The sequence below is a fragment of the Microbispora sp. NPDC088329 genome (genome assembly GCF_040685655.1).
Classification (GTDB): Bacteria; Actinomycetota; Actinomycetes; order Streptosporangiales; family Streptosporangiaceae; genus Microbispora.
Genome location: NZ_JBFBIP010000002.1, coordinates 323,924 through 347,632 on the forward strand (window position 1 = coordinate 323,924; position 23,709 = coordinate 347,632).

Here is a 23,709-nt window from a genome sequence, read left to right on the forward strand (position 1 = left end):
GGGCGTCAGCGGGAGTAGTACTCGACCACGAGCTGCTCGTCCACCGGGACCACGATTTCCTCGCGCGCGGGGCGCCGCAGCAGGGTGAAGTTCAGCCCCCGGTGGTCGACGCCGAGGTAAGGGGCCGTCCGATCGTCCGCGTACGTGCCCTCGGCGGCGGCCACGAACGGCTGCCTCCCGGCCGACCGGTCCCGTACGCCCACCGACTGGCCCGGCTTGACCTGGTAGCTCGGGATGTCCACCTTGCGGCCGTCAACGGTGATGTGCCCGTGGTTCACGTACTGCCGGGCGGCGTAGATCGACGGCGCCAGACCGGCCCGCAGGACGAGCGAGGCGAGCCGGGTCTCCAGCAGCGCCACCAGTTCCTCCCCCGACCGGCCGGGGCGGCGGACGGCGAGGTCCCAGTAGCGGCGGAGCTGACGTTCCGACACGTCGTAGTACCAGCGGAGCTTCTGCTTCTCCAGCAGCCGCATGCCGTAGTCGCCGGTGTTGCGCCGGCTGGTCTTACGGCCGTGCTCCCCCGGCGGGTAGGGCCGGGCCTCGAAGTACTTCACCGCCTTACGGGTGAGCGGAACGCCCGCCCGCCGCGACAGCCGCACCTTCGGTCCCGTGTATCGCATGACCCCTCTTCTCAAGTTAGGTAACCCTTACTAAGGTAAGCCTAACCTACTCAATCAAGGAGCTCCCATGCGCCACCCGGTCACCGCCGCTCCCGCCCCCGAACGCGTACGCACGCTCGCGGCCCTGGCGGCGCCCACACACGTCTCCGTCGCCGGGTCCGACGTACCCGCGGCCACCGCCCGCGGCGGCGTGGACGACAGAGGGCGGCCGGTCCTGCTGGTGAAGCCGGGCGAGACCCTGTACGCCGCGCCCACGGAGACCCTGGTGACCGTCGACCTCACGGCGAGCAGGGAGGTCGGCGGGGTCGAGAGGCCCCGTGCCCTGCTGAAGGTGCGAGGGTGGACGCAGCCCGTGCCCGCGGCGGAGACGCGCGCCGCCGCCGTCGCCATCGCGGAGGCGTGCCCCGACGAGGGCCTGTTCGCGGCCGTCGAGGGCTGCGGTCCCGCGCTGCTGCGGGTCGACGTCTGCCACGTGATTTACCTGACCGGACAGGAGTCGGGCATCCTCGACGCCGAGAGTTACCTCGCCTCGGCTCCCGACCCGTTGCTTCCCCTGGCCGAACGCATGGTGCGCCACGTCAACGAGTCCCACTTGCAGCAGTTGAGGGAGACGGCGGAGAGGCTGACGGGGGAACCTGCCCAGGAGGTGTGGCTCTGGGAGCTGGACCGCTACGGCGCCACGTTGCGGCCGGGCCCCGGCCATTTGGTCAGGGTCTCCTGGCCGTCGCCCGTCGCGACGCCCGCGGCGCTCGAACGTGCTCTGACCTGCCTCATGCAGCCCTCCTGAGCGGCGGCCTCCCCGCAAACGGCAGGCCGCGCCCGCGCGGGCCGCGTTCGGCACACCTGCGGACATCCCGATGCGGCGCGCTCAAGGTCTCCCGCTCTTTGCAACGCTTTTGTAAGCGAACTGAAAGTCGGCTGAGATTGCCTGTTTCGGGAGCCGCGACGGTGGAGTGGCCGTTCCGCGAAGCCGGCGCAGTCCAGAGGCCGGCGCAACCCAGCGGACCTCCCGCCCCGCCGGCCGCGGCGTCACCCGTGCGAGACCCGTAGTTTGTGGAGAGCCGAAGGGGCATGATGCGGACGTCGACGACTCTGTCGATCTATGTCGAGCTGGCACGTGGTTCTGCCGAGTCGATGGCGGCGCAACTGGCCAGGCAGCTGCGGCAGGCCGTGCAGGACGGCCGCCTGCCGCCGGACACGCGCCTGCCGTCCAGCCGGACCCTCGCCGAGCTGCTGGAGGTGTCCCGGCCGGTGGTGCAGGAGGCCTACCGCGTCCTGGAAGCAGAGGACCTGATCGAGAGCAGGCGGAGGTCGGGGACCTACGTCAAGCGGGCGGAGAAGGCCGCCGGGGAGCCCTACCGGGAAAGGCCGCCCGCGGAACCGGTCCGCCGGGCCCTCGTCGATCTGTCCCCCGACCAGCCGTCCGGAGAGGACTTTCCGGTGCCGGTGTGGCGGGCCGCGTGGCGCCGGGCCGCGCACCGGATCCCGGACCTGGTGGAGGGGCCCGGCGAGGCGGTGCTGCGCCGTGCGGTGGCCGCGCACCTGCGGGCGACACGCGGCCTGGACGCCGATCCGGAGAACGTGCTGATCACCACCGGGGCCCGCCAGTCGCTGGACCTGGTGGCGGCGGTCGCGATACAGCCGGGCACCCTCGCGGCGGTCGAGGACCCCTGCCTGCCCACGGTGATCCGGCTGCTGCGCCAGCGCGACGTCGCTCCCGTGCCCGTGCCCGTGGACGCGGACGGAGCCCTGGTGGAGGCCGTGCCCCCCACCGTGGGGGCGGTCGTGGTGCGCCCCTCCCACCAGATGCCGCTGGGGGTGGAGCTGTCCCTGGCGCGGCGGCGCGCGCTGATCGAGCTGGCGGTCGCGCGCGGCGCGCTGATCGTGGAGGACGACCGGGACCACGACTTCACCGAGACGATCCGGCCGCAGTCGCTGTGGGACCTGAGCCGCGGCCGCACCGACGAGGTCGTCTACGTGGGCTGTCTGTGCCGGGTGCTCCCGGACGTGGTGTGCACCGGGTACATCCTCGCGCGCGGGCGCCGGCTGCGGCAGCTGGCCGAGCACCTGTCACTGCGGCAGTCGGGCACCGTGGCGGTGGCGCAGCGCGCCGTGGCCGAGATGCTCGGCTCGGCCGAGACCCGCGCCCGCGTCGACCGGCTGCGCAACGCGTACCAGGCCAGGCGCCAACTCGTGGTGGAGTCCCTCGCCGGTCACCCGGCCGTGGAGCGGCTGGGCGGCACCCGGTCCGGCTCGCACGTCCACGTCGAGCTGCGCCCCGAAGCACCCGTCGACCGGGTCGTGCGTGCGTTCGAACGGGAGGGCGTCGTGACGCCGACCACCGCGCGATACGAGTGGAGCGGCCTGGTACGTCCCCGGAACGGTTTCCTCGTCAGCCACAATCACCTGGCCGAAACGGTGCTGTCCCGCACGCTGGAGAAGATCACTCGCTGCCTGGATCGCGCGGTCCCCTGTCCCTGCTGACGCGCGGGCGCCTGTCCACTAACGACCGCGAATGCCCGCCAACTGGCTATCCTCGTCCGTCCCGTGCACCGGCAGGATGAGAAGCAGCCGGCCAGGCCCGTCAACGTGGACGCTCTGGGAGCGACGCGTCGCCATGGGCGCGTGAGAAGGCGAACCCCCGCCGGCGTCGACACCGACGCCCCTCGATAAGCCGCGACCGGAAGCGGGCGCCGCCGCCCGGCCTCCCCGCTCCTTCCGGCCCCCGTCGCGGCGTCCGGTACACCGCAGGGCCGGTGCGTGGACGGCCGGGCACGAACTCCCCGCCCCGCCCGCCGGTGAACCGGCCTTCGCGCGAGGCCGCCGTATCCGAGTGCCAGAGAAAGGTCACAACATGCTCTTCCGCCTGCTGGGACGTGTTCAGGTCGGCGACGACGCACCCCTGACCGTCGGATCCGCCCCGGTGAGGGGACTGCTCGCCGCGCTCCTGCTCGAAGAGGGACGGTCGGTGCCGGTGGAGCAACTGATGAGATACCTGTGGGAGGACCCTCCCGGCTCTGCCCGTAAGAACCTGAGACTGCACGTCGCCCGGCTGCGCGGCCAGCTGGCCGCCCTGGGGCTGCGCGACCGCCTGATCACCCTGCGGGGAGGCGGCGGCGAGGGCGGCTACCGGCTGCCGGCCATGGCGGAGGAGGTGGACGCGGTCATGTTCAGGCGGCTCGCCACCGAGGGCTTCGCCCGGCTGCGCGCCCGGCAGCCCTGCGCGGCGGAGGAAACGCTCACTCGGGCCCTGGATCTGTGGCAGGGGCCGATCGGGCAGGACTGCACCGCCTCGGAGCTGTTGCGGGCCCGGTTCACGGCCTTCGGCGAGCTGCATCTGACGGTGCGGGAGCGGCTGGTGGAGGCCCGCCTGGGCTTGGGCCGCACGACCGACCTCATTCCCGAGATCCTGGAGGTGCTGGCCGACGCTCCCTTCCGGGAGACCTCCTGGGCGCACCTGATGCGCGCGTACTATCTGGGCGGAGATGTGGCCGGGGCGATCTCGGCCTGGGGACGCGCCACGACGGTGCTCGGCGACCAGCTCGGCCTCGACCCGTCGGCCGAGCTGCACGAACTCCACCTCGCCGTGCTCCGCCGGGACGACGACGCCGTCCGGGGCGCCGTCGTCCCCCGGCCGGAGGCCGCCCTCCGGCTGGTGCGGTGACCACCACCGGCCGAACTATGATCCAGGTCTCGGGCTTGAAGATCTCTGGAGAAAACGCATGAGTGATGTGAGCACCGGCACCGGCAAGGTGGTCGTGAACAGGGCGATGTCACTGGACGGCTTCATCGCCGGTCGTGGCCACGCGATGGGCTGGGTCGCCGAGCACCTGACTCCGGACGCAATCCCGGAGGTGATGGCGGCCACGGGCGCCATGCTCATCGGCCGGGGCACCTACGAGGTCGCCAAGCGCATGTCCGCCGAGGGCACCGCCTACGACGGGGGAGCACAGTTCGTCCTCACCCACAGGCCTCCGGACGAGCCGGACCCTGCCGTCACGTTCCTCACCTGTGAACTCGAGGAAGCCGTCGCCACGGCACGCAGCGCCGCGGGCGACAAGAACCTGGAGATCCTCGGTGCCGACCTGGCCGCCCAGTGCCTGCAGCGCGGGCTCGTCGACGAGATCCTGGTGTATGTCCTCCCCGTGCTCCTCGGCGACGGCGTCCGCTTCTCGCCCCCGAGCCTGGGCAGGATCGACCTGGAACCTTTCGGCAACACCCAGTCGGGCGCCGTCACGACGCTCCGCTTCCGCGTGCGGAAGTAGGCGCGGAACTTACGCGCAGCCGAGGCGCCGGCGCAGGAATGCGTGCAGCCGGCGGGCCGGAGCGGGGTGGATGAGCACGCTGGGCCGCCCCGTCCGCCGACGGCCCGGGCGGCCTCCTTCCACCGATGAAAGTTGCACGTCCAAACGAAATCAGCACCAGGTCAGGGGCTTGCGGGCCACCTTCGCGTTGACCATCCGGCAGGGCAGGCAAAAGGATGCCCTCGACGTTCGCCCTCGGAGAGGGCGACAGCGCGACCGCTCGAAGGAGCTCCCCCATGCACGGCTCGCTCACCCGCCGGCGGCGCGCCGGCCTGGCCCTGCTGACGTCGGCGGCGCTCGCCGCCGCGTCGGCCCTGGTGGCGGCGACGGCCGTCACCGCGCCCGCCTCGGCCGCGACCTCCGCCACCGTGTCGGTGAACACCGGCACGAGCCTCGGCACGATCCCGGCCGCCGGCCACGGCGTCAACGTCGCCGTCTACGACGGGAACATGAACAGCTCTCCCATCTCGGGCCTGCTGCGGGACGCGGGCTTCACCGCCGTCCGCTACCCCGGCGGGTCGTACGGCGACATCTACCACTGGAAGACGCACACCACCGAGGGTGGCTACGTGGCCCCGGGCACCGACTTCGACACCTATGTGAGCACGGTGCGCTCGGCCGGCGCGCAGCCCGTCGTCATCGCCAACTACGGCACGGGCACCGCGCAGGAGGCCGCCGACTGGGTGCGCTACGCCAACGTCACCAAGGGCTACGGCGTCAAATACTGGGAGATCGGCAACGAGGTCTACGGCAACGGCCACTACGGCTCGGGCTGGGAGCAGGACAACCACTCCGACAAGAGCCCGAAGGCGTACGCGAACAACGTCCTGCAGTACATATCGGCGATGAAGGCCGTGGACTCCTCGATCAAGGTGGGCGTCGTGCTCACCACCCCCGGCGGCTGGCCGGACGGCGTCGTCGGCTCCGGTGACACCGCGGACTGGAACAACACGGTCATGTCGATCGTGAAGGACAAGGCCGACTTCGTCATCGTCCACTGGTACCCGGGCGCCACGTCGGCGGCCGACAGCCTGACGAAGGTCTCGCAGATCGCCCCGATGGTGAGCACGATCCGCTCGCTGCTCACGAAGTACGCCGGGAGCGGGGCGTCGGGCATCGGCATCGCGGTCACCGAGGCGAACCTCAACTATCAGCTCAACAGCGCGACGACGGCCCTGGGCGCCGCGGACAGCTACCTCACCTGGTTCGAGAACGGGGTGATGAACGTCGACTGGTGGAGCCTCCACAACGGCACCAGCAGCAGCCCGAAGACCAACGACGACGGGACCGCCGACTACAACGACTTCGGCATCCTGTCCTCGGGCAGCTCCGGGGAGCCCCCCGTGAACACGCCCCTGCCGCCGTACTACGGCCTGGCCATGGTCGGCAGGGCCGGTTCGCCGGGTGACACCCTGGTCAAGACCTCCTCGTCCAGCTCCCTGCTCGCCGCGCACGCGGTGCGGACCTCCGGCGGCGTCAACGTCGTACTGATCAACAAGGATCTGAACAACTCCACGACGGTCTCGCTGTCCTACTCCGGCTTCTCCCCCGGCGGCGCGGCCACCGTCGTGCAGTGGCGCAAGGGCGCCACCTCGATCAGCACGAGCAGCGCGTCGTCGGCCACCTCGATCACGCTTCCGCCGTACTCGGTCACCGTGCTGAAGGCGGCCGGCGGCGGCACGCAGTCGCCGTCCCCGTCCCCGTCCGCCTCGCCCTCACGTACGCCGTCCCCGTCCCCGTCGCCGTCGCTCTCGCCCGGCGCGGGCCAGGGGTGCTCCGCGGCGTACAAGGTGGTCAACTCCTGGCCCGGCGGCTTCCAGGCCGAGGTGACGGTCACCAACACCCGCACCACCGCGATCTCCGGCTGGACCGTGGGCTGGTCGTTCCGCAACGGCCAGACGATCGGCTCCTCGTGGAACGCCTCGGTCTCCCAGTCGGGCGCCGCCGTCACCGCGAAGAACGTGAGTTACAACGGCGCCCTCGCGGCCGGTGCGTCCGCGTCGTTCGGCTTCACCGCCGACGGCGCCGGTGACGTGCCGTCGCCCGTCGCCTGCACCGCCGGCTGACGCCCGCCGCGCCCGCCCGTGCGCTCGTCGCCGGGCGGGCGCGGCCCCCGCCGCTCCCAGGCCGTGTCGCCGGGCACCGGAACGGGCGCCGACCCGCGGCAGCGCCACCGGCGGATGGACGCGGGCATGACCGCGGTCATGGTTCCATCGGGCGATTGCGTCCGATCCGAATCGCTCTAGGGTCGAGACCATGGCGCGTTTCGACTGGCTTCGCGACGCCGACCGGCCGTTCCTGTTCAACATCGTGTTCTGGGCGATGATGGCCATCCTCGCCTTCGGCTTCGCGCAGGGGGTCGTGACCGGCACCGGCACCCCGCTGGACTACGTGCTCTTCGGCGGCAATCTCCTGCTGCTCGCGATGCTCTGGCCGGTGCTCCCCTGGAATCGGGCGCGGGGCCGTCACTGGCTGGCCCCGCTGTTCCTGGCGGCGGCGATCATGCTGGGGTTCACCGGGTCGTGGCAGACCCACCTGCCCCTGATTCTCATCGCGGTGGCCGACCTCGCCTTCCTGTACGGCATGCGCCTCGCGACCGCCATCCTGTCCTGCGTCGTGGCCGGGTCCCTGTTCGTCCCCCCGCTCCTCGGGTCGACGATCGCCGACGGCGTCGTCCAGGCCGCCGCCATGGCGGTGTTCTCCGCGTTCGTCCTGGGCATGGCGGCGTCCACGCTGGAGGCGCGGCGCAGACGTGAGGAGGCCCAGGGGCTGCTGGAACGGATCAGGGAGCTGGCCGTCGCCGAGGAGCGGGCCCGGATGGCGGCCGACATGCACGACTCGGTCGGCCACCACCTGACCGTCATCAAGATGGGCCTGGAAAACGCCGAGCGCTTCCGCGAGCGCCGTCCCGAGGCCGCCTGGGCGGAGGTCCGCCAGGCCAAGGAACTCACCGTGGAGGCGCTGACCGACGCGCGGCGCTGGGTGCGCGCGCTGCGGCCGCTCGCGCTGGACGGCCGCGTCGGCAGCGCCGCGCTCGAACGGCTCGCGGCGTCGTTCGACGGCACCGGCATCAGCGTGAGCTTCGAGGTGCGGGGCGAGGAGCGGAATCTGGAGGCCGACACCGAGCTCGTCCTCTACCGGGTGCTGCAGGAGGGGCTCACGAACGCGCTACGGCACGCGAAGGCGCAGCATGTGCACGGCACGCTCACGTTCGGCGACGACAGGGTGGCGCTCGTGGTCAGCGACGACGGAACGGGCAGGGACGCCCGGGCGCGCGGCGGCTTCGGGCTGACGTCGCTGGCGGATCGGGCCAGGGCGCTCGGCGGCACGCTGGCCGGTGGCAACAGGCCGGGCGGCGGATTCGAACTGCGCGCCGAGCTGCCGTCGCCGGGGGTGCGGGCATGACGCGGGTCAGGGTCGTCCTGGTGGACGACCAGGCGCTGCTGCGCCAGGGGCTGCGCAAGCTGCTGGAGGTCGAGGACGGCGTCGAGGTCGTCGGAGAGGCGGCCGACGGGCACGAGGCGCTGCGGGTCATCGGCGAGTGCCGCCCCGACGTGGCGCTCGTGGACATGCGGATGCCGGGCATGAACGGCGTGGAGCTGATCGTCCGCCTGGCCGCCGAGCACCCGGAGGTGGCGGTCGTCGTGCTCAGCACGTTCGACGAGGACGAGTTCATCTTCGGCGCGCTGCGCGGCGGCGCGACCGGTTACCTGCTGAAGGACTGCTCGCCGGAGGACCTGGTCACGGCCGTGCACCGGGTGAGCCGCGGAGAGACCGTGCTGGGCAGCCCGGTGGCGGCCCGCCTGGTCGCCGAGCTGCGGCACCTGCCGGTGAGCCCGGTCGCCTTCCGCGGGCAGGAGTTGCTGTCGGCTCGCGAGGTGGAGGTGGCGCGGATGGTCGCCGCCGGAGCCGCCAACAGGGAGATCGCGGCGCACCTGCTCATCACCGAGGGCACGGTCAAGAACCACGTGTCCAGCGTGCTGCGCAAGCTGGGCCTGCGCGACCGCATCCAGCTCGCCCTGCATCTGCGGGCATGACCCCGCCGCCCGGACCACCGGCGGCTCCCCTGCCGGGGAGCCGCCGGCGCGGGATCACCAGGAGGCGGGCTTGCCCTTCTGGTAGAGCCACACGTCGAAGAACGCCTTGAGGTCCACGCCCGAGACCTTCTCCGCCGCGCGGATGAAGTCGGCGGTGCTCGTGTTGCCGTACCGGTGCCGCGCCGCCCAGTCCTTGATCAGCGAGAAGAAGGCGGAGTCGCCGATCTTGCCGCGCAGCGCGTGCAGCGTCATCGCGCCGCGGTTGTACGGCACGTTGCCGAACATGTCCTCGGGCCCGGGGTCGGCCGTGACGACCTGCCAGAACGACGAGGTCGCCGCCCGGCCGTAGTTGCCGGCGCTGTTGAACGTCTGCTGCGCGGTGGCGCCTCCGGTGTGCTCGGTCCACAGCCAGGTCGCGTATGTCGCGAAGCCCTCGTTCAGCCAGATGTCGGACCACTTGCCGACGCTCACGCTGTCGCCGTACCACTGGTGCGCGAGCTCGTGCGCCATCGTGCCGACGCTCGGCGCGCTGGAGAAGATCGGCTTGGTCTGGCTCTCCAGCGCGTAGCCGACGTCCGGCGCGCGGTCGATGATGGCGCCCGCCTGGTCGAAGGGGTACGGCCCGAAGATCGAGGAGAAGTAGCCCAGGATGTCGGGGATCCGCGCGACGGCCGCGGCCGACTGGGTCACCAGGCGCGGGTCCACCGCCGTGTAGACCGGGATGCCGCCGGGCGTGGTCGTCTCGTTGACGACGAAGTTCCCCAGGGTCACAGTGGCGAGGTAGGTCGCCATCGGCTCGGCCGAGTCCCAGACGAACGTCGTCTCGCCGTTCGCGGTCGTCTTGGAGACCAGGCGGCCGTTGCCGACCACCGTGACGCCCTCGGGGACCGTCGCCCGGAAGGTGAACGTCGCCTTGTCGGCCGGGCTGTCGTTCGACGGCAGCCACGCGGGCGCGCCCTGCGGCTCGCCCGGCACGAACACGCCGTCGTCGGTCGGCACCCAGCCCTCGATCGAGCCGTCGGGGTCGGTGACGACCGGCGGCGTCCCCGCGTACGTCACCGTGACCGTGAAGACCTCGCCGGTCTTGAGCTTCGGCCGCGGGGTGACGACGAGCTCCTGACCGTCGCGGGTGAAGCCGGCCGGGTGCTTGCCGACCTTCAGCGACGTGATCCGCGGGCCGCGGAAGTCCAGGTTGAACCGGTCCAGGTCCTGGGTGGCGACCGCGGTGATCACCGTCGTGGCGTCCATGACCTTGGTGGCGGGGTCGTAGGAGAACCTGACGTCGTAGTGCCGCACGTCGTAGCCGCCGTTGCCCTGGTCGGGGAAGTACGGGTCGCCGAGCGAGGGGGCGCCGGCGGAGTAGCGCGGCTCCCCGGGGTTGCCGGGAGCCGCGAGAGCGGTGGTCGCCTGGGTCGCGGTGAGCAGCGCGGCCGCGAGGGCGGCGCCGCCGATCCGCGCCGCCCGGCGCGAACGGGACGATGACATGGAAGTCCTTTCATGGGGCCGAGCGGCCGGGGAGCCGGCCGCTCGGCCCGGTTTCCCGTGTGGGATCAGGCGACGACGGAGCGGAGCGGGATGCCCGCCGCGCCGAGGTCGCGGACCAGGTCGCGAACGAACGGGTGCTCGTCGGCGGACAGTCCGTCGGGGTTCGGGATCGTGATGTAGGACGAGCCGTCCGCGGACGCGGTCAGCGCCGTGTCCGTGTAGCGCTCGACCACGGCCCGCGTCCGCGCCAGGTCGGCGTCGGCCACCTGGATGACGATCGGCCGCCACTCCCCGCCGAGGTTCGGCGGCTCCTGCGCCGTCGCCGCGGCGCTGCGCAGGGACTCCGTCTCCGGCTGTGCCGAAGCGATGCGCTGCTTCGCCTGCGGCGTGCCCGCCGGGTAGAGCAGCGCGTTGGCGAGGAGGTGGATGCCGTTCTCGTTGTACGCCCTGAACAGCGGGTTGTACGCGAACAGCACGGCGTGTCCCGCCCCGGTCGGCTCGTCGACGAGAGAGGCGGTGCCCTTGAGCGCCTCGGCGCCCACCGTATAGCCGTTGGACCAGAACGTGTCATCCGAGGGGTAGGTGAGCACGTTCACCCCGGTCTGGCTGGGGTTGAGGATCGGGTCGCCGTTGTTGAACTGGAAGTCCTCCGCCGGGCGGCCGAGCGACACCGGGCTGCCCTGGGTCACGTCCACCCGGAAGTGCGAGCCGATGACCTGATAGCCGGTCGGCTTGGCCTTCTCGGTCGTCGAGGTCAGGCCCGCGGACCTGGCGACCCGGGTGCCCTCGTTGCGCAGCCCGACGTACGTGCCGCCGGCGGCCACCCACTGCCTGAGGTTGGCCAGGCCCTGCGCGGTCAGCCCGCCGTTCGCGCTGCTGCCGTCCGGGACGAGCAGGACGGTCCGCCCGGTGAAGGCCGGGGTGTTGCCGTTGACGTCGGCCGTGGTCACCGGCGTGAGCCGAAGGCCCCAGCGGTCGCCGAGCACGTAGCGGGCCTCGCCGTACGAGCCGGAGGTGGTGGAGACGCCGGTGCCGGCGAACAGGCCGACATCGGGGGCGCGCAGCGCGGCGCCGGAGGCCGGGGCGGCTGCGCCCTCGACCGTCACGCCGAGCGAGCGGGCCAGCTTGTCCAGCTCGCCGCGGTTCATCGCCGTCGCGGGCAGGCCGACGACCCCGGTCCGGTCGTCACGCGTGAGCGGCACGCCCGCGCCGAGCAGCCGGAAGGTCAGCTCGGAGGCGGCGGCCGAGTCCATCGGGTAGGAGTACGACCCGCCCTTGGGCGCGGCGGAGGCCACGCCGCCGTCGACGTCCTTCACGAGGGCGGCCTTCGGCGACAGCGCGTCGCCGGTGGAGATGACGTCCACGCCCGCGAGCAGCGGGTTGCTCCAGGAGGAGACGTCGTAGAAGTAGGGGAACGGGACGTAGGGGTCCTCCCCCATGACCGCCTGGATCCAGTGCTTCTGCGGCTGGTCCATGGGGATCCAGTAGGCCCCCTCGGGGACGGTCACGTCACTGGCCGTCCGGCCGCCGAAGACCCGCGCGGAGGGCACCTTCACGGGCTTGCTCACCCGGTAGACCTCGACGTCCATGCGGCGCAGCCGCTCGACCAGCCGGCGCACGTCGCCGAGCTGGCGGTCGGGCAACAGGAAGTACGACCGGATCGCGATGTCGGGCACCGGGAACCGGACGGTGTTGGTCGGCTGGACGACCTCGTTCGGCTCCAGCACCCCGGCGGCCCCCTCGGCGAGCGCGGTCCGCCAGATCGAGTAGTAGCCGTTCAGGACCTCGCGCCGGTTGTCGGCGGCCCAGCCCGTCGTCGCCCACTGGGTGTTGAACTGCTGCTGCACCCGGTCCTCGACCGCCGACGAGCTGCCCTTCTCGAACGTCATCCCGGCGGCGCCGAAGCCCGCGGCCGGGACGCTGTCGCCGTAGCCCATGTAGAACAGGTCGTACGTCGCGTAGTTGAAGTAGCACTCGGTGGTGACCGCGCCGCCGCAGGCGCCGTTGTAGCCGAAGCCCACCGCGTTCGCCGCGCCGATTCGGTTGATCCAGTTCACCGGCTGGTCGGCGATCTCATGGTGGATCGGGTCGGCGTTGGGCGGGAAGAAGTACTGCCGCCCGCCCATCTCGTGCGCGTCGACGAAGACCTGCGGCGGATACTGACGCAGCATCTCGATCTTGCCGTCGGTCTCCGGCTGGGTGCGGGCGAACCAGTCCCGGTTGAGGTCGAAGCCGTACTCGTTCGTCCTGCGGCTCGCATCGCGGCCGTCCGGGTTCTGGGTCGGCATGATGACCGTGACCAGGTTGTCGTTGCGCTTGGCGACGTCGCAGGACAGGCCGCCGGCCAGCTCGTACAGGGTCTTGAGCGCGGCGTCGGCGCCGCTCTTCTCGCCGCCGTGCACGTTGCCGGCGATCCAGACGATGGCCGGCGAATCGTCGGCGATGCGCGCCGCCTTGTCCGCCCGCAACGACCTCGGGTCGCGCAGCGAACGGATCTGGTCCGCGATCTTCTTGAGCTGCCCCGGGACCATGTTGCGGGAATTCGACACGATGGCGTACGGCAGGTCCTGGCCGGTCACGCTGTGCGCCACGGTGCCCGTGACCACGCGGTCCGAGGCGCCTCCCACGGCTTCCACGTACTTCTTGATCTCTTCGGTCGTGAGCACCCGGGGCTGGCCCTTGCCCAGCGGGAAGCCGAAGAACTGCTCGGGAGCCGGGACCTTGCCCAGGTGAGCGTCCGGGTCGGTGCTGCATCGATCGGGCGCTTTACGCGCGTCGGCCGGGTCGGCCTGCGCGGGGGACGCGGGCGTCAGCGTGAGCGCGGCCGACACCAGGACCGCGACGCCGAGCGCCATGCCGTAGGGGGATCTTCCGCACAACGTCGTGCGTAACCGCATCTCGCCTCCAGGCGGGGGGACGGGGGATGTCTCGGGGGAGCACCCGTCCGGGAAACGACAAAGTCACTGCGGACAGTATTAGAAGGGAATAAACCGGACAAGGCGCCGCGAAATATAACCACACCCGGATGGAAACTGTGAGCAATGGCGTTTCCGCATGTCAATGTGGAATCGCCTGACCGAATCGTCCTTTTATAACGTCCGATAACGACTGGGCATCGGGTTCGCCCGCTGTCGATCTCGGTGCGATCGGAGCGTTCGTCGCCGTCGCCGAGGACGGGCGCTCCTCGAGGCCGCGGCCGGGCTGGGCATCAGCCGGCAGGCCGTCTCCGAGCGGATCGCGTCCTGATCGAAAACGGACGGCCGCGCGCCGGGCTGTGGGACCATTCAGGGGGTTTAGAGGAGGGCAGGGTGGACGAGGAGCGTCGGGTGGCGGGCAGGTATCACCTGCTCGAACCGATCGGCCGCGGAGGCATGGGCGTCGTCTGGCGTGCCCACGACGACCTGCTCGACCGTACGGTGGCCGTGAAAGAGGTGCTCTACCATCCCACCTCGGAAGAGGACAGGGAGACCTTCAACCGGCGCACCATCCGCGAGGCGCGCGCGGCGGGCCGCATCGACCACCCGAACGTCGTCGTCGTCCACGACGTGATCGAGGAGGACGGCCGCCCCTGGATCGTGATGCAACTGGTGCAGTCGCGGTCGCTTGGCCAGGTGCTGCGTGAGCAGGGCCCCCTCCCGCCCGGCAGAGTCGCCGCGATCGGCCTGCAGGTGCTCGACGCGCTGTGCACCGCGCACGCCGCGGGAGTGCTCCACCGGGACGTCAAGCCGGAGAACGTGCTGCTCAACGGGGAGACCCGGGTGGTGCTGACGGACTTCGGCATCGCGACGATGCCGGAGGAGAGCGGACTGACCATGACCGGGGGCATCGTCGGCACCCCCGCGTTCATGCCGCCCGAGCGGCTGAACGGCCACCCCGCGATTCCCGAGTCCGACCTGTGGTCCCTCGGCGCGACGCTGTACGCCGCGGTCGAGGGCAGGACGCCGTTCGACCGCAACTCCCCCGTGGCCACGATGGCGGCCGTCCTGCACGACGAGCCGGCCCCGCCTCAGCGGGCGGGCGCCCTGACACCGGTGCTCGAGGGCCTGCTGCGCAAGGATCCGGCCCGGCGTATGGGCGCGGCCGAGGCCGCCGCCCTGCTCAACGCCGCCCTGTCGGCCGGTCCGGGTTCCCCCGCCGCGGAACCGGGCTCGTGGAGCGGCGCGCCGCCGCGGCCTTCCGCCGGCCCGTGGCCGCAGACCCCGTCCGGCGCGTATCAGTCGTACGGCGGGCCGCACGGGTCCGGTGGTTCCGAGCCCTGGCCGGGGGCCGCCGCTCATCCCGGGGCGACCGGACCGGGCGGCGGGGCCTACCCGAACGACCACGTCACCGGCCACCCCGAGGGCCCCGGGATCACCGGGCCGGGCGCCGCCGTGGGCGCGGGACGCTTCGCCACGAATCCGGGCGGCGGCGGGGCCCACCCCGGCCCGGACGGCTTCGGTCCGAACGGCTACGGTCCGAATGCCCACGGATCAGGCGGCCCGGCCGGTCCCGCGGCGCCGGGCCCGCGGCGCGCGGGACGCGGCTCCGCCAGGGTGGCCCTGTTCGTCCTGTTACCGCTGCTGCTCGTGGCCCTCGCCGCGGGCGGCTGGTACGGCTACACCAAGCTGAACGGCGACGGAACCGTCGCCGAGAATCTCACCCCGTCGGATTACGGTCACACCTCGGGCGCCGCCGGCCCCACTCCGGCCGACACCGGGGCGACCGGCGCCACGACCAGGCCGAGCACCGCCGGGGACGCGTCCGGCGAGCCGTCCGCGCCGCCGTCGCGGACACCGCCGGAGGAGCCGTCGCAGGAGCCGTCCCCGGCACCCCCGACGCCGACGGCGGCCAGGCCGCCCGCCGGATGGAAGACGCACCGCGACCCGCTGGGCTTTTCGATCGCCCTGCCGGCCGGCTGGGTCCCGTACGGCAGGGAGGACACCCGGGTACGCTTCCACGACCCGCGCGGACGGGACTACCTGCAGGTGGACCTGACGCCGTGGGACACCACGGATCCGGTGACCGCCGTGCGCACGGTCGAGGCGGCCTCGACCAAGCAGGGATACCTGCGCGGCTACGAGCGCATCGGCATCACGAACGGGGAGTACCTCGGCGTGCCCTCCGCGGACTGGGAGTTCACCCACAGGACCGACGCCGGCAGGGTGCGGGTGCTCGACCGCGTCTTCCGGCTCGACGACGGCCGCTGCGTCGCCATCTACTGGCAGGTCGCCGACTCCCGATGGACTTCCGGTTTGTCCTACTTCAACGCCTTCACGCGCACCTTCCGACCGAAATAACGATTCGGTGAAGATCCGCAGGTCGAGGGGGATTTCTCCCCTCAAGAGCAATGATGTCGCATGCGTTCGCTCAAGAGGGGTAGCGCGACAATCATGGCTGATGCGCAGACCTCCGAACGTGTCGTGGCAGGACGCTATCGCCTGATCGAGCCGCTGGGGCGGGGCGGCATGGGCACCGTGTGGCGCGCCGTCGACCAGGTGCTCGAACGGGAGGTCGCCGTCAAGGAGCTGCTCGCGTCGGCCGAGCTCACCGGCCCGGAGCGGGAGGTCTTCACTATCAGGACCTTCCGCGAGGCCAGGGCCGCGGGCCGGTTGAGCCATCCGAGCGTGGCGGCGGTGTACGACGCCTTCGAGGAGAACGGCTACCCCTGGATCGTCCTCGAACTGATCCCGTCCCGGACGCTGGGGTCGGTCATCCGCGAGGAGGGCCCCCTGCCGCCGCGCAGGGTGGCGGAGATCGGGTCGCAGGTGCTGGCCGCGCTGCGCGTCGCCCACGCGAACGGGGTGCTGCACCGGGACGTCAAACCCGACAACGTGCTGCTCGCCGACGACGGCCGGGTCGTGCTGACGGACTTCGGCATCGCCGCGATGGAGGACGACTCGCCGGTCACCCGCACCGGCATGCTGATCGGCACACCCGCGTTCATCGCCCCCGAGCGGGCGGCGGGACGGCAGGCGCAGCGGGCGTCGGACCTGTGGTCGCTCGGTGTGACGCTGTTCATGGCCGTCGAGGGCCGCTCGCCGTTCCATCGGGGCCACGCGCTCGCGACGCTGGCCGCGGTCATGTACGAGGAGGCCGGCCCGATGCACCACGCCGGCCCGCTGGCGCCGGTCATCGAGGGCCTGCTGATCAAGGACCCGGCCCTCAGGATGACCGCGGACTACGCCGCGCAGCACCTGCACGCCGTGGCGTCCGGTCAGGTGACCGGCCCGGTGGTGCCGCGTCCGCGGCAACCGCCCCGGCTCGCCCGGCTGATGCCGATGTTCGACACCACCGCGCCGACGCCCGCGCCCACTCCTCTGCCCGGGGTGACCCCGACGCCGGCCCCGGTGCCCGCCGCCGTACCGGCGGGCGGACACCGCAGGCCCTGGGCGCTGGCGGCGGGCTCCGGGGCTCTCGTCCTGTTCGTCGGCCTGGCGGCCGGCGCCGTCGCGTTCGCCACCGCCCGGCACCCGGCCGACCCGAGGGGGACCGCCGTGGTGAGCACCCCCACGGTGACGGTCTTCGCGACCAAGACCGCCGAGGCCGCGAAAACCACCGAGGCCGCCAAGGCCGGCAAGCGGACCGAGAGCCGCGGGGCGGAGAAGACCACCACCACCCGGCCCGTGACGAACACCGGGAGCGGCGCGTACGGCGGCGCCGGCGGCGGGCACCGCACAGACGACCGCGGCGGGCCGGCGGACGGGGTCAGTCGGAGACCGCCCGGCGGATCCGGCCGGGACAAGCCCGAGAAGAAGCACACCGGAGCCGCCTCCAAGGGTGCGGGCACGTCCAAGGGCCAGGGCAAGTCCAAGGGGTCTCCCCCGGCGAAGCAGGCGGGCAAGGGACCCGGCAAGGGGAAGCCCTCCACGCCCGGGAACGGCCGCGGAAGCGCCGCGCCGTCCCAGGGCAAGGGTGGGGGCCCGGGAAAAGGCGAGGGCCAGGAGGCCACCACGGACGAGGGCATCGGTGACATCCCCGACGGCTACACCCAGCCGGAGAACGACTGGGACGCCTGACCGGCGAACGGCGCGGAAGACTCCGCACCGCCGCTGACGCCGCGTCAGCCCTCGTCGGAGAGGATCTCCAGTGCCCGGGCCAGGTCCGGGGGGTAGTCGCTGGTGAAGGTCATCCACTCCCCCGTCGCGGGGTGCTCGAACGACAGCGAGACGGCGTGCAGCCACTGCCGGCTCACCCCGAGGCGGGCGGCGAGGGTGGGGTCGGCGCCGTACAGCATGTCTCCCACGCACGGGTGCCTGAGCGCGGCCATGTGCACCCGGATCTGGTGGGTCCTGCCGGTCTCCAGCTTGATGTCGAGCAGCGAGGCCGCCCGGAACGCCTCGACCGTGTCGTAGTGCGTGACCGAGTCCTTGCCCCCGGCCACCACCGCGAAGCGCCCGTCGCCCGACGGGTGCCGGTCGATCGGCGCGTCCACGGTGCCCCGCAGCGGGTCCATGTGCCCCTGGACGAGCGCGTGGTAGCGCTTGTCGACGGTGCGTTCCTTGAACGCCCGCTTGAGATGGGAGTAGGCCCGCTCGCTCTTGGCGACGACCATGACGCCGGTGGTGTTGGCGTCGAGCCGGTGGACGATGCCCTGCCGCTCGGCCGCGCCGCTCGTGGACACCCGGTGGCCGCCGCCGAGCAGGCCGCCGATCACGGTGGGGCCGGTCCAGCCGACGGTGGGGTGCGCCGCCACGCCGATCGGCTTGCTCACCACGACGACGTCGTCGTCCTCGTACAGGATCGTCATGCCGGGCACGGGCTCGGCCACGGGCATCGGCGCGGCGGGCGGCGGCGGGATCGTGACGTCCAGCCAGGCCCCGGCGTGGACGCGGTCGGACTTGGCCGGCACGGCGCCGTCGACGAGCACGTCCCCCGAGGCGATCAGTTCGGCCGCGCGGGTGCGGGAGAAGCCGAACAACCGGGCCAGGGCCGCGTCGAGGCGCTCGCCCTCCAGGCCGTCCGGCACGGGCAGGCTGCGCTGGTCACCCATCGGCCCGCTCCTCTGTCTGCTGCTGCGCCCGGTCCTGCGCCCGGTCGCGCGCCCGGTCCTCCGCACGGTCCTCGCCCGGTTCCGTCTGGCGGGTGCCGTCGATCTGGTAGCCGCGCCAGGCGAGGAGCACGGCGAGCACGCCGCCGCACACGATGGCCGAGTCGGCGAGGTTGAACACCGGGAACCGGGTGGCCGGGAACACCTGGATGAAGTCGACCACGTGCCCCTGGAACGGGGCCGGCCAACGGAAGATCCGGTCGGTCAGGTTGCCGACCGCGCCGCCGAGCAGCAGGCCGAGCGTGATCGCCCAGGGCAGGCTGTGCAACTTCCGCGCCGTACGCAGGATCGCGACGACGACGGCCAGCGCGATCACGGTGAACACGATCGTCATGCCGGTGCCGATGCTGAAGGCGGCGCCGGCGTTGCGGATCACGGTCAGCACCAGTGCCCCTGGCACGACGGTGAGGGGCTCCTCGTGCTCCAGGAACTCCACGACGAGGTACTTGCTGACCTGGTCGAGCGCGTAGACGACCGCGGCCACGACGACGAGAAGGGCGATCCGCCGCGCCCGGCCGGGCCTCGCCGCACCACCGCTCAGCGGCGCTCCTCCCGCTGCTTGCACGCTACGCACAGCGTCGCCCTCGGGAAGGCCCGCAGGCGATCCTTGCCGATCGGCTTGTGGCACGATTCGCACTCTCCGTAAGTCCCCGCCTCGACGCGGGCGATCGCCCGCTCGTTCTGCGCGAGCAGGTCGCGCGCATTCAGGGTAAGGGCGATCTCGCGCTCACGCTCATACGTCTTGGCCCCGGCATCAGCCGGATCATCCCCCGCGCCCTGGCTCACGTCCCCGGACGCGAGCTGTTCCTCCGCCCTGGCGATGTCGGCGCGCAACTCCTCGATCTCGTGCCGCAGCCGCTCATGGACCTCGGCGAGCTCCTCGTCGGACCAGACGTCGTCACTGATGGCGGTTCTCGCCGTGCGCGTCGTCATTGCGGGCCTCCCCTTCGCCCATGGACGTTCGAGCCCCGGGACCTGCGAGCCCCCGGACCCTTCGAGCCCGGAGCCCCTCGAACCCCGGAATCTGCAGCCCCGGACCCTTCGAACCCCGGAATCTTCCGAGCAGGGTGCACATCGAGCCGGTCCGGGCAGAATAAGTCGCCGATAACGGATCGGCAACGGACTCGCCGAGGCTTTTACCCCACCCGTAACCGGGTGACGCATTCGGCCAGTTCCTCCTCATCGCCCCCTATTTCGATCAATCGCGAGGGATCGGTGCGCCGGACGACGTCGGCTCCTGCCTCCGCGGGCGGCACGCGCACGCGCCCCGGGATTCCCGAACGGCTGAAGCGACGGCCCGCAGGGCCTCCCCCGCCCCCGCCTACTCCCGCGTACCCGCTCAGAAACCACGGAGTCTCCGTACGCTCCTCCCACGTATTCCCGCGATGAACCGGGTCTCACTCGGATCGTCACGCGCATATCGGGAAGCCCTTCCGGCCTGGTTGCGTTATCGTCATAGTCTGCAAGGCGTTGATGGGGACGAGTACCTCCGCATCCGCCCGCTCAGCGACCCGGGGACGGTGTGAGCCCGGGGCGGGCCGCGTAGGGAAGATCACCCCGGAGCCGCCGGAAGAAAGGCCGTCAGGCCGAGTAGACCCGGCAGCGGAGGAAAACGAGAGGGCGCCCGGCCGTCGGTCCGGACGTCAAGAAGGGTGGTACCGCGGAGCCGTCCGGCGGCTTCGTCCCTTCACGCCATGTCAGCAGCTGTCACAGCCACCGCGTGGAGGTCCCGCCCGACGATGTCTTCCCACTATTTCCGCTCACTTCCCGCGCAGGTCGACCTGCCGGCCCTCGAACACGAGACCCTCGAACGCTGGCGGGACGGGAAGGTTTTCGAGCGCTCGCTGGAGCAGAACGCCGGCGGCCCGTCCTGGGTGTTCTTCGAGGGCCCGCCCACCGCCAACGGCATGCCCGGCGTGCACCACGTCGAGGCCCGCGTCTTCAAGGACGTCTTCCCCCGCTACAAGTCGATGCGCGGCTACCACGTCCCCCGCAAGGCCGGATGGGACTGCCACGGCCTGCCCGTCGAGGTCGCCGTCGAGAAGGAACTCGGCCTGTCCGGCAAGCCCGAGATCGAGTCGTACGGCATCGCCGAGTTCAACGCGCGCTGCCGCGAGTCGGTGCTGCGGAACGTCGACGCGTTCGAGGAGATGACCGAGCGGATGGGCTACTGGGTCGACATGTCCCAGGCCTACCGCACCATGGACCCCCAGTACGTCGAGGCCGTGTGGTGGTCGCTCAAGACCGTCTGGGACAAGGGCCTGCTCTTCCGCGACCACCGGATCACGCCCTACTGCCCCCGCTGCGGCACCGGCCTGTCCGACCACGAGCTCGGCCAGCCCGGCGGCTACGAGACCGTCTCCAGCCCGTCGGTGTACGTCCGCATGCCCGTCGTCTCCGGCCCGCTGGCCGAGCTGGGCGCCTCGCTGCTCATCTGGACCACCACTCCCTGGACCCTGGTGTCCAACACCGCGGTGGCCGTGCACCCCGACGTGACGTACGTCGCGGCCCGGCGCGGCGACGAGGTGCTGGTGGTGGCCGAGCCGCTGCTGCGGCGGGTCCTCGGCGAGGACGCCGAGGTGCTGGCCACCTACCAGGGCTCCGAGCTGGAGCACACGCCCTACCGCCGCCCCTTCGACCTCGTGGACATCGAGGGCGCCCACTACGTCGTGCTCGGCACGTACGTCACGGTCGAGGACGGCACCGGCCTGGTCCACCAGGCCCCCGCCTTCGGCGCCGACGACATGACCGTCTGCAAGCGCTACGGCCTGCCGGTGGTCAACCCGATCGGCCCGGACGGCCGCTTCCTGCCCGACGTGCCGTTCGTCGGCGGCCTGTTCTTCAAGGACGCCGACGAGCCGCTGACGGAGAACCTGCGCGAGCGCGGGCTGCTGTTCCGCGGCGAGCACTTCGAGCACAGCTACCCGCACTGCTGGCGCTGCCACACCCCGCTGCTGTACTACGCGCTCCCATCCTGGTACATCAGGACCACCGCGATCAAGGAGCAGCTCCTCGCGGAGAACGAGCGCACCAACTGGTTCCCCGAGACGATCAAGCACGGCCGCTACGGCGAGTGGCTGCGCAACAACGTCGACTGGGCGCTGTCGCGGTCCCGCTACTGGGGCACCCCGCTGCCGCTGTGGGTCTGCTCGGAGAACGAGGACCACGTCACGTGCGTCGGCTCGCTGAAGGAGCTGGGTGAGCTCGCCGGCCAGGACCTGACCGGCCTCGACCCGCACCGCCCGTTCGTCGACGACGTGACCTTCCCCTGCTCCGCCTGTGGGGCCGAGGCTCGGCGCGTGCCCGACGTCATCGACGTCTGGTACGACTCGGGCGCCATGCCGTTCGCCCAGTGGGGCGCGCCGCTGGTCAACAAGGACGTCTTCGAGAGCTCGTTCCCGGGCCAGTTCATCTGCGAGGCGATCGACCAGACCCGCGGCTGGTTCTACTCGATGATGACCGTCGGCACGCTGGTGTTCGGCCGGTCGTCGTACGAGAACGTGCTCTGCCTCGGCCTAATCCTCGCCGAGGACGGCCGCAAGATGAGCAAGCACCTGGGCAACGTGCTGCGGCCGATGCCGCTCATGGACCAGCACGGCGCCGACGCCCTGCGCTGGTACATGGCCACCTCCGGGTCTCCCTGGGCGCCGCGCAGGATCGGACACGCCGCGCTGGAGGAGATCGTCCGGAAGGTCCTGCTGACCTACTGGAACACCGCGTCGTTCTTCACGCTCTACGCCAACGCCGAGTCGTGGTCGCCGGCCCGCCTGGCCGAGGCCCCGGCGTACGCCGAGCGGCCGCTGATCGACCGGTGGGCGCTGGCGGAGCTGCACCGCACGGTGGCCGACGTCACCGCCTCGATGGAGGAGTTCGACACCGCCCGGGCGGGCCGCCGGCTCACCGAGTTCCTGGACGACCTGTCCAACTGGTACGTCCGCCGCTCGCGCCGCCGCTTCTGGTCCGGTGAGGAGTCGGCCTTCGCCACGCTGTACGAGTGCCTGGAGACCGTCACCCGGCTCATGGCCCCGCTCGTGCCGTTCCTCACCGACTACCTGTGGGACGTGCTGCGCGACCCGGACGCCCCGGCCTCGGTCCACCTGGCGACCTGGCCGGAGGTGAACACAGCGCTGCTCGACCCCGAGCTGTCGGAGCGGATGGCGCTGGTGCGCCGGCTCGTGGAGCTGGGCCGGTCGGCGCGTGCCTCGTCGTCGGTCAAGACCCGTCAGCCGCTCGGCCGCGCCCTGGTCGGCGCCCCCGGCTGGGCCGCACTCCCCGGCGAGCTGCGCGACCTGATCGCCGACGAGCTCAACGTGCAGCGGCTGGAGGACCTGTCCGGGTTCTCCGCCGACCTCGTGACGTTCACGGTCAAGCCCAACTTCCGCAGCCTCGGCAAGCGGTTCGGGTCGCGGACCAAGCTCGTCGCCGCGGCCGTGTCTGCCGCCGACCCCGGGGAGCTGGCTCGCGCCCTGCGCGCGGACGGGTCCGCGACGGTCGAGGCCGGGGAGCTGGGCACGGTGGAGCTGGGCGCGGACGACGTGATCGTGACCGAGCAGCCCAAGTCGGGCTGGGCCGTCGAGACCGGCGCGGTGGACACCGGCACCGGCGAGACCGTGGCGCTGGACCTGGCGATCACCGACGAGCTGCGCCGGGCCGGCCTGGTCCGCGACGTGGTCCGGCTCGTCCAGGAGGCCCGCAAGTCCACAGGGCTGTCCATCACCGACCGCATCCACCTGTGGTGGTCGGCCGACGGCGAGCTGGCCGAGGCGCTGCGCGAGGGCGGCGACGCCGTCGCCGACGAGGTGCTCGCCTCCAGCGTCACCGAGGGCGCCCCGGACGAGGACCTGCCGGTCCACGAGGACACCGACCTCGGGCTGTCCTTCCGCCTCAGCAAGGCCTGACACCACGTCGGTGGGGCCGGTCGCCGACCGGCCCCACCGACGTATCCGTGAGACCGCGGTCGGCCCGAACCGCCCTCGTGACCGAGGCGTCACTCGTCATGGTCGTCGTCGCGACGGTTCGCCACGATGACGGCGAACGGCGGGATCACCAGTGCCACCACGAACATCACGATCGCCGCGGTGGTCGAGAACATCCGGACGACGGTGCCGGCCAGCACGAACAGCGTGAGGCACGTGCCCATCATCAGCAGGTACGCCTTCTGCCGGCGTCGCACGCCTCCAGCGTAGGGCCGATCCGCATGACACGGCCACGGGCGGCATTTCCCAGCCCGGCGGGCC

Annotated in this window: 16 protein-coding genes and 1 pseudogene; 10 read left to right on the top strand and 7 right to left on the bottom strand. The window is 71.9% G+C overall.

Annotated elements, in window-relative coordinates; genetic code table 11:
• Window positions 1-5 precede the first annotated feature (5 nt).
• Window positions 6-620: a 30S ribosomal protein S4 gene (gene rpsD / locus AB0O28_RS05940; protein ID WP_363636745.1), complete on the bottom strand. Its 615-nt coding sequence runs from the start codon at window positions 618-620 to the stop codon at window positions 6-8.
• Between the two features lie 67 nt (window positions 621-687).
• Here rpsD and AB0O28_RS05945 point away from each other — a divergent pair, with 67 nt between their 5' ends.
• From AB0O28_RS05945 to AB0O28_RS05975, 7 genes are all read left to right on the top strand, one after another.
• On the top strand, window positions 688-1,407 hold the full coding sequence (locus tag AB0O28_RS05945) for a DUF2470 domain-containing protein (RefSeq protein WP_363636747.1): 720 nt from the start codon (window positions 688-690) through the stop codon (window positions 1,405-1,407).
• A 284-nt stretch (window positions 1,408-1,691) separates the two neighbouring features.
• Window positions 1,692-3,104 (top strand): PLP-dependent aminotransferase family protein, encoded by a 1,413-nt coding sequence (locus tag AB0O28_RS05950; RefSeq protein ID WP_363636748.1) that lies wholly within the window; start codon window positions 1,692-1,694, stop codon window positions 3,102-3,104.
• Window positions 3,105-3,474: 370 nt separating this feature from the next.
• On the top strand, window positions 3,475-4,284 hold the full coding sequence (locus tag AB0O28_RS05955; protein ID WP_363636750.1) for an AfsR/SARP family transcriptional regulator: 810 nt from the start codon (window positions 3,475-3,477) through the stop codon (window positions 4,282-4,284).
• A gap of 58 nt (window positions 4,285-4,342) precedes the next feature.
• A complete protein-coding gene (locus AB0O28_RS05960; RefSeq protein ID WP_363636752.1) occupies window positions 4,343-4,885 on the top strand; it encodes a dihydrofolate reductase family protein in 543 nt (180 codons plus the stop codon).
• A gap of 275 nt (window positions 4,886-5,160) precedes the next feature.
• Window positions 5,161-6,990: a cellulose binding domain-containing protein gene (locus AB0O28_RS05965; RefSeq protein WP_363636754.1), complete on the top strand. Its 1,830-nt coding sequence runs from the start codon at window positions 5,161-5,163 to the stop codon at window positions 6,988-6,990.
• A gap of 190 nt (window positions 6,991-7,180) precedes the next feature.
• The gene (locus tag AB0O28_RS05970; protein WP_363636756.1) at window positions 7,181-8,329 is read left to right on the top strand and encodes a sensor histidine kinase; all 1,149 of its coding nucleotides are present in this window, start codon (window positions 7,181-7,183) and stop codon (window positions 8,327-8,329) included.
• A complete protein-coding gene (locus AB0O28_RS05975) occupies window positions 8,326-8,961 on the top strand; it encodes a response regulator transcription factor (RefSeq protein WP_363636757.1) in 636 nt (211 codons plus the stop codon). Before AB0O28_RS05970 ends, AB0O28_RS05975 begins: the two co-directional genes overlap by 4 nt.
• A 54-nt stretch (window positions 8,962-9,015) precedes the next feature.
• Here AB0O28_RS05975 and AB0O28_RS05980 read toward each other — a convergent pair whose 3' ends face one another.
• Entirely contained in the window at window positions 9,016-10,446 is a 1,431-nt protein-coding gene (locus tag AB0O28_RS05980) for a M1 family metallopeptidase (RefSeq protein WP_363636759.1), read from the bottom strand.
• A 65-nt stretch (window positions 10,447-10,511) separates the two neighbouring features.
• Window positions 10,512-13,343: a M14 family zinc carboxypeptidase gene (locus AB0O28_RS05985; RefSeq protein ID WP_363636761.1), complete on the bottom strand. Its 2,832-nt coding sequence runs from the start codon at window positions 13,341-13,343 to the stop codon at window positions 10,512-10,514.
• 411 nt (window positions 13,344-13,754) lie between these two features.
• On the opposite strand from AB0O28_RS05985, the gene AB0O28_RS05990 reads away from it, so the two are divergent.
• Together AB0O28_RS05990 and AB0O28_RS05995 are read left to right on the top strand one after the other, a co-directional pair.
• Window positions 13,755-15,722 carry a protein kinase gene (locus tag AB0O28_RS05990; RefSeq protein WP_363636763.1) on the top strand — a complete coding sequence of 656 codons (1,968 nt, stop codon included), beginning with the start codon at window positions 13,755-13,757 and terminating at the stop codon, window positions 15,720-15,722.
• A gap of 93 nt (window positions 15,723-15,815) precedes the next feature.
• Entirely contained in the window at window positions 15,816-17,441 is a 1,626-nt protein-coding gene (locus AB0O28_RS05995) for a serine/threonine-protein kinase (protein ID WP_363636765.1), read from the top strand.
• Between the two features lie 44 nt (window positions 17,442-17,485).
• Here AB0O28_RS05995 and AB0O28_RS06000 read toward each other — a convergent pair whose 3' ends face one another.
• Genes AB0O28_RS06000 through AB0O28_RS06010 form a run of 3 tightly spaced genes read right to left on the bottom strand, consistent with a single transcriptional unit; the run spans window position 17,486 to window position 19,405 of the window.
• Window positions 17,486-18,415 (bottom strand): RluA family pseudouridine synthase, encoded by a 930-nt coding sequence (locus tag AB0O28_RS06000; protein WP_363636767.1) that lies wholly within the window; start codon window positions 18,413-18,415, stop codon window positions 17,486-17,488.
• The gene (gene lspA / locus AB0O28_RS06005) at window positions 18,408-19,046 is read right to left on the bottom strand and encodes a signal peptidase II (RefSeq protein ID WP_363636769.1); all 639 of its coding nucleotides are present in this window, start codon (window positions 19,044-19,046) and stop codon (window positions 18,408-18,410) included. The genes AB0O28_RS06000 and lspA overlap by 8 nt, the downstream gene beginning before the upstream one ends.
• Entirely contained in the window at window positions 19,010-19,405 is a 396-nt protein-coding gene (locus tag AB0O28_RS06010) for a TraR/DksA C4-type zinc finger protein (RefSeq protein WP_363636771.1), read from the bottom strand. Before AB0O28_RS06010 ends, lspA begins: the two co-directional genes overlap by 37 nt.
• A gap of 806 nt (window positions 19,406-20,211) precedes the next feature.
• Between AB0O28_RS06010 and ileS the strand changes: the two genes are divergently transcribed.
• The gene (ileS, locus tag AB0O28_RS06015) at window positions 20,212-23,370 is read left to right on the top strand and encodes an isoleucine--tRNA ligase (protein WP_363636773.1); all 3,159 of its coding nucleotides are present in this window, start codon (window positions 20,212-20,214) and stop codon (window positions 23,368-23,370) included.
• A gap of 89 nt (window positions 23,371-23,459) precedes the next feature.
• Here ileS and AB0O28_RS06020 read toward each other — a convergent pair.
• Window positions 23,460-23,657: pseudogene (locus AB0O28_RS06020) on the bottom strand (DUF3099 domain-containing protein); the annotation flags it as partial.
• Between the last annotated feature and the right edge of the window lie 52 nt (window positions 23,658-23,709).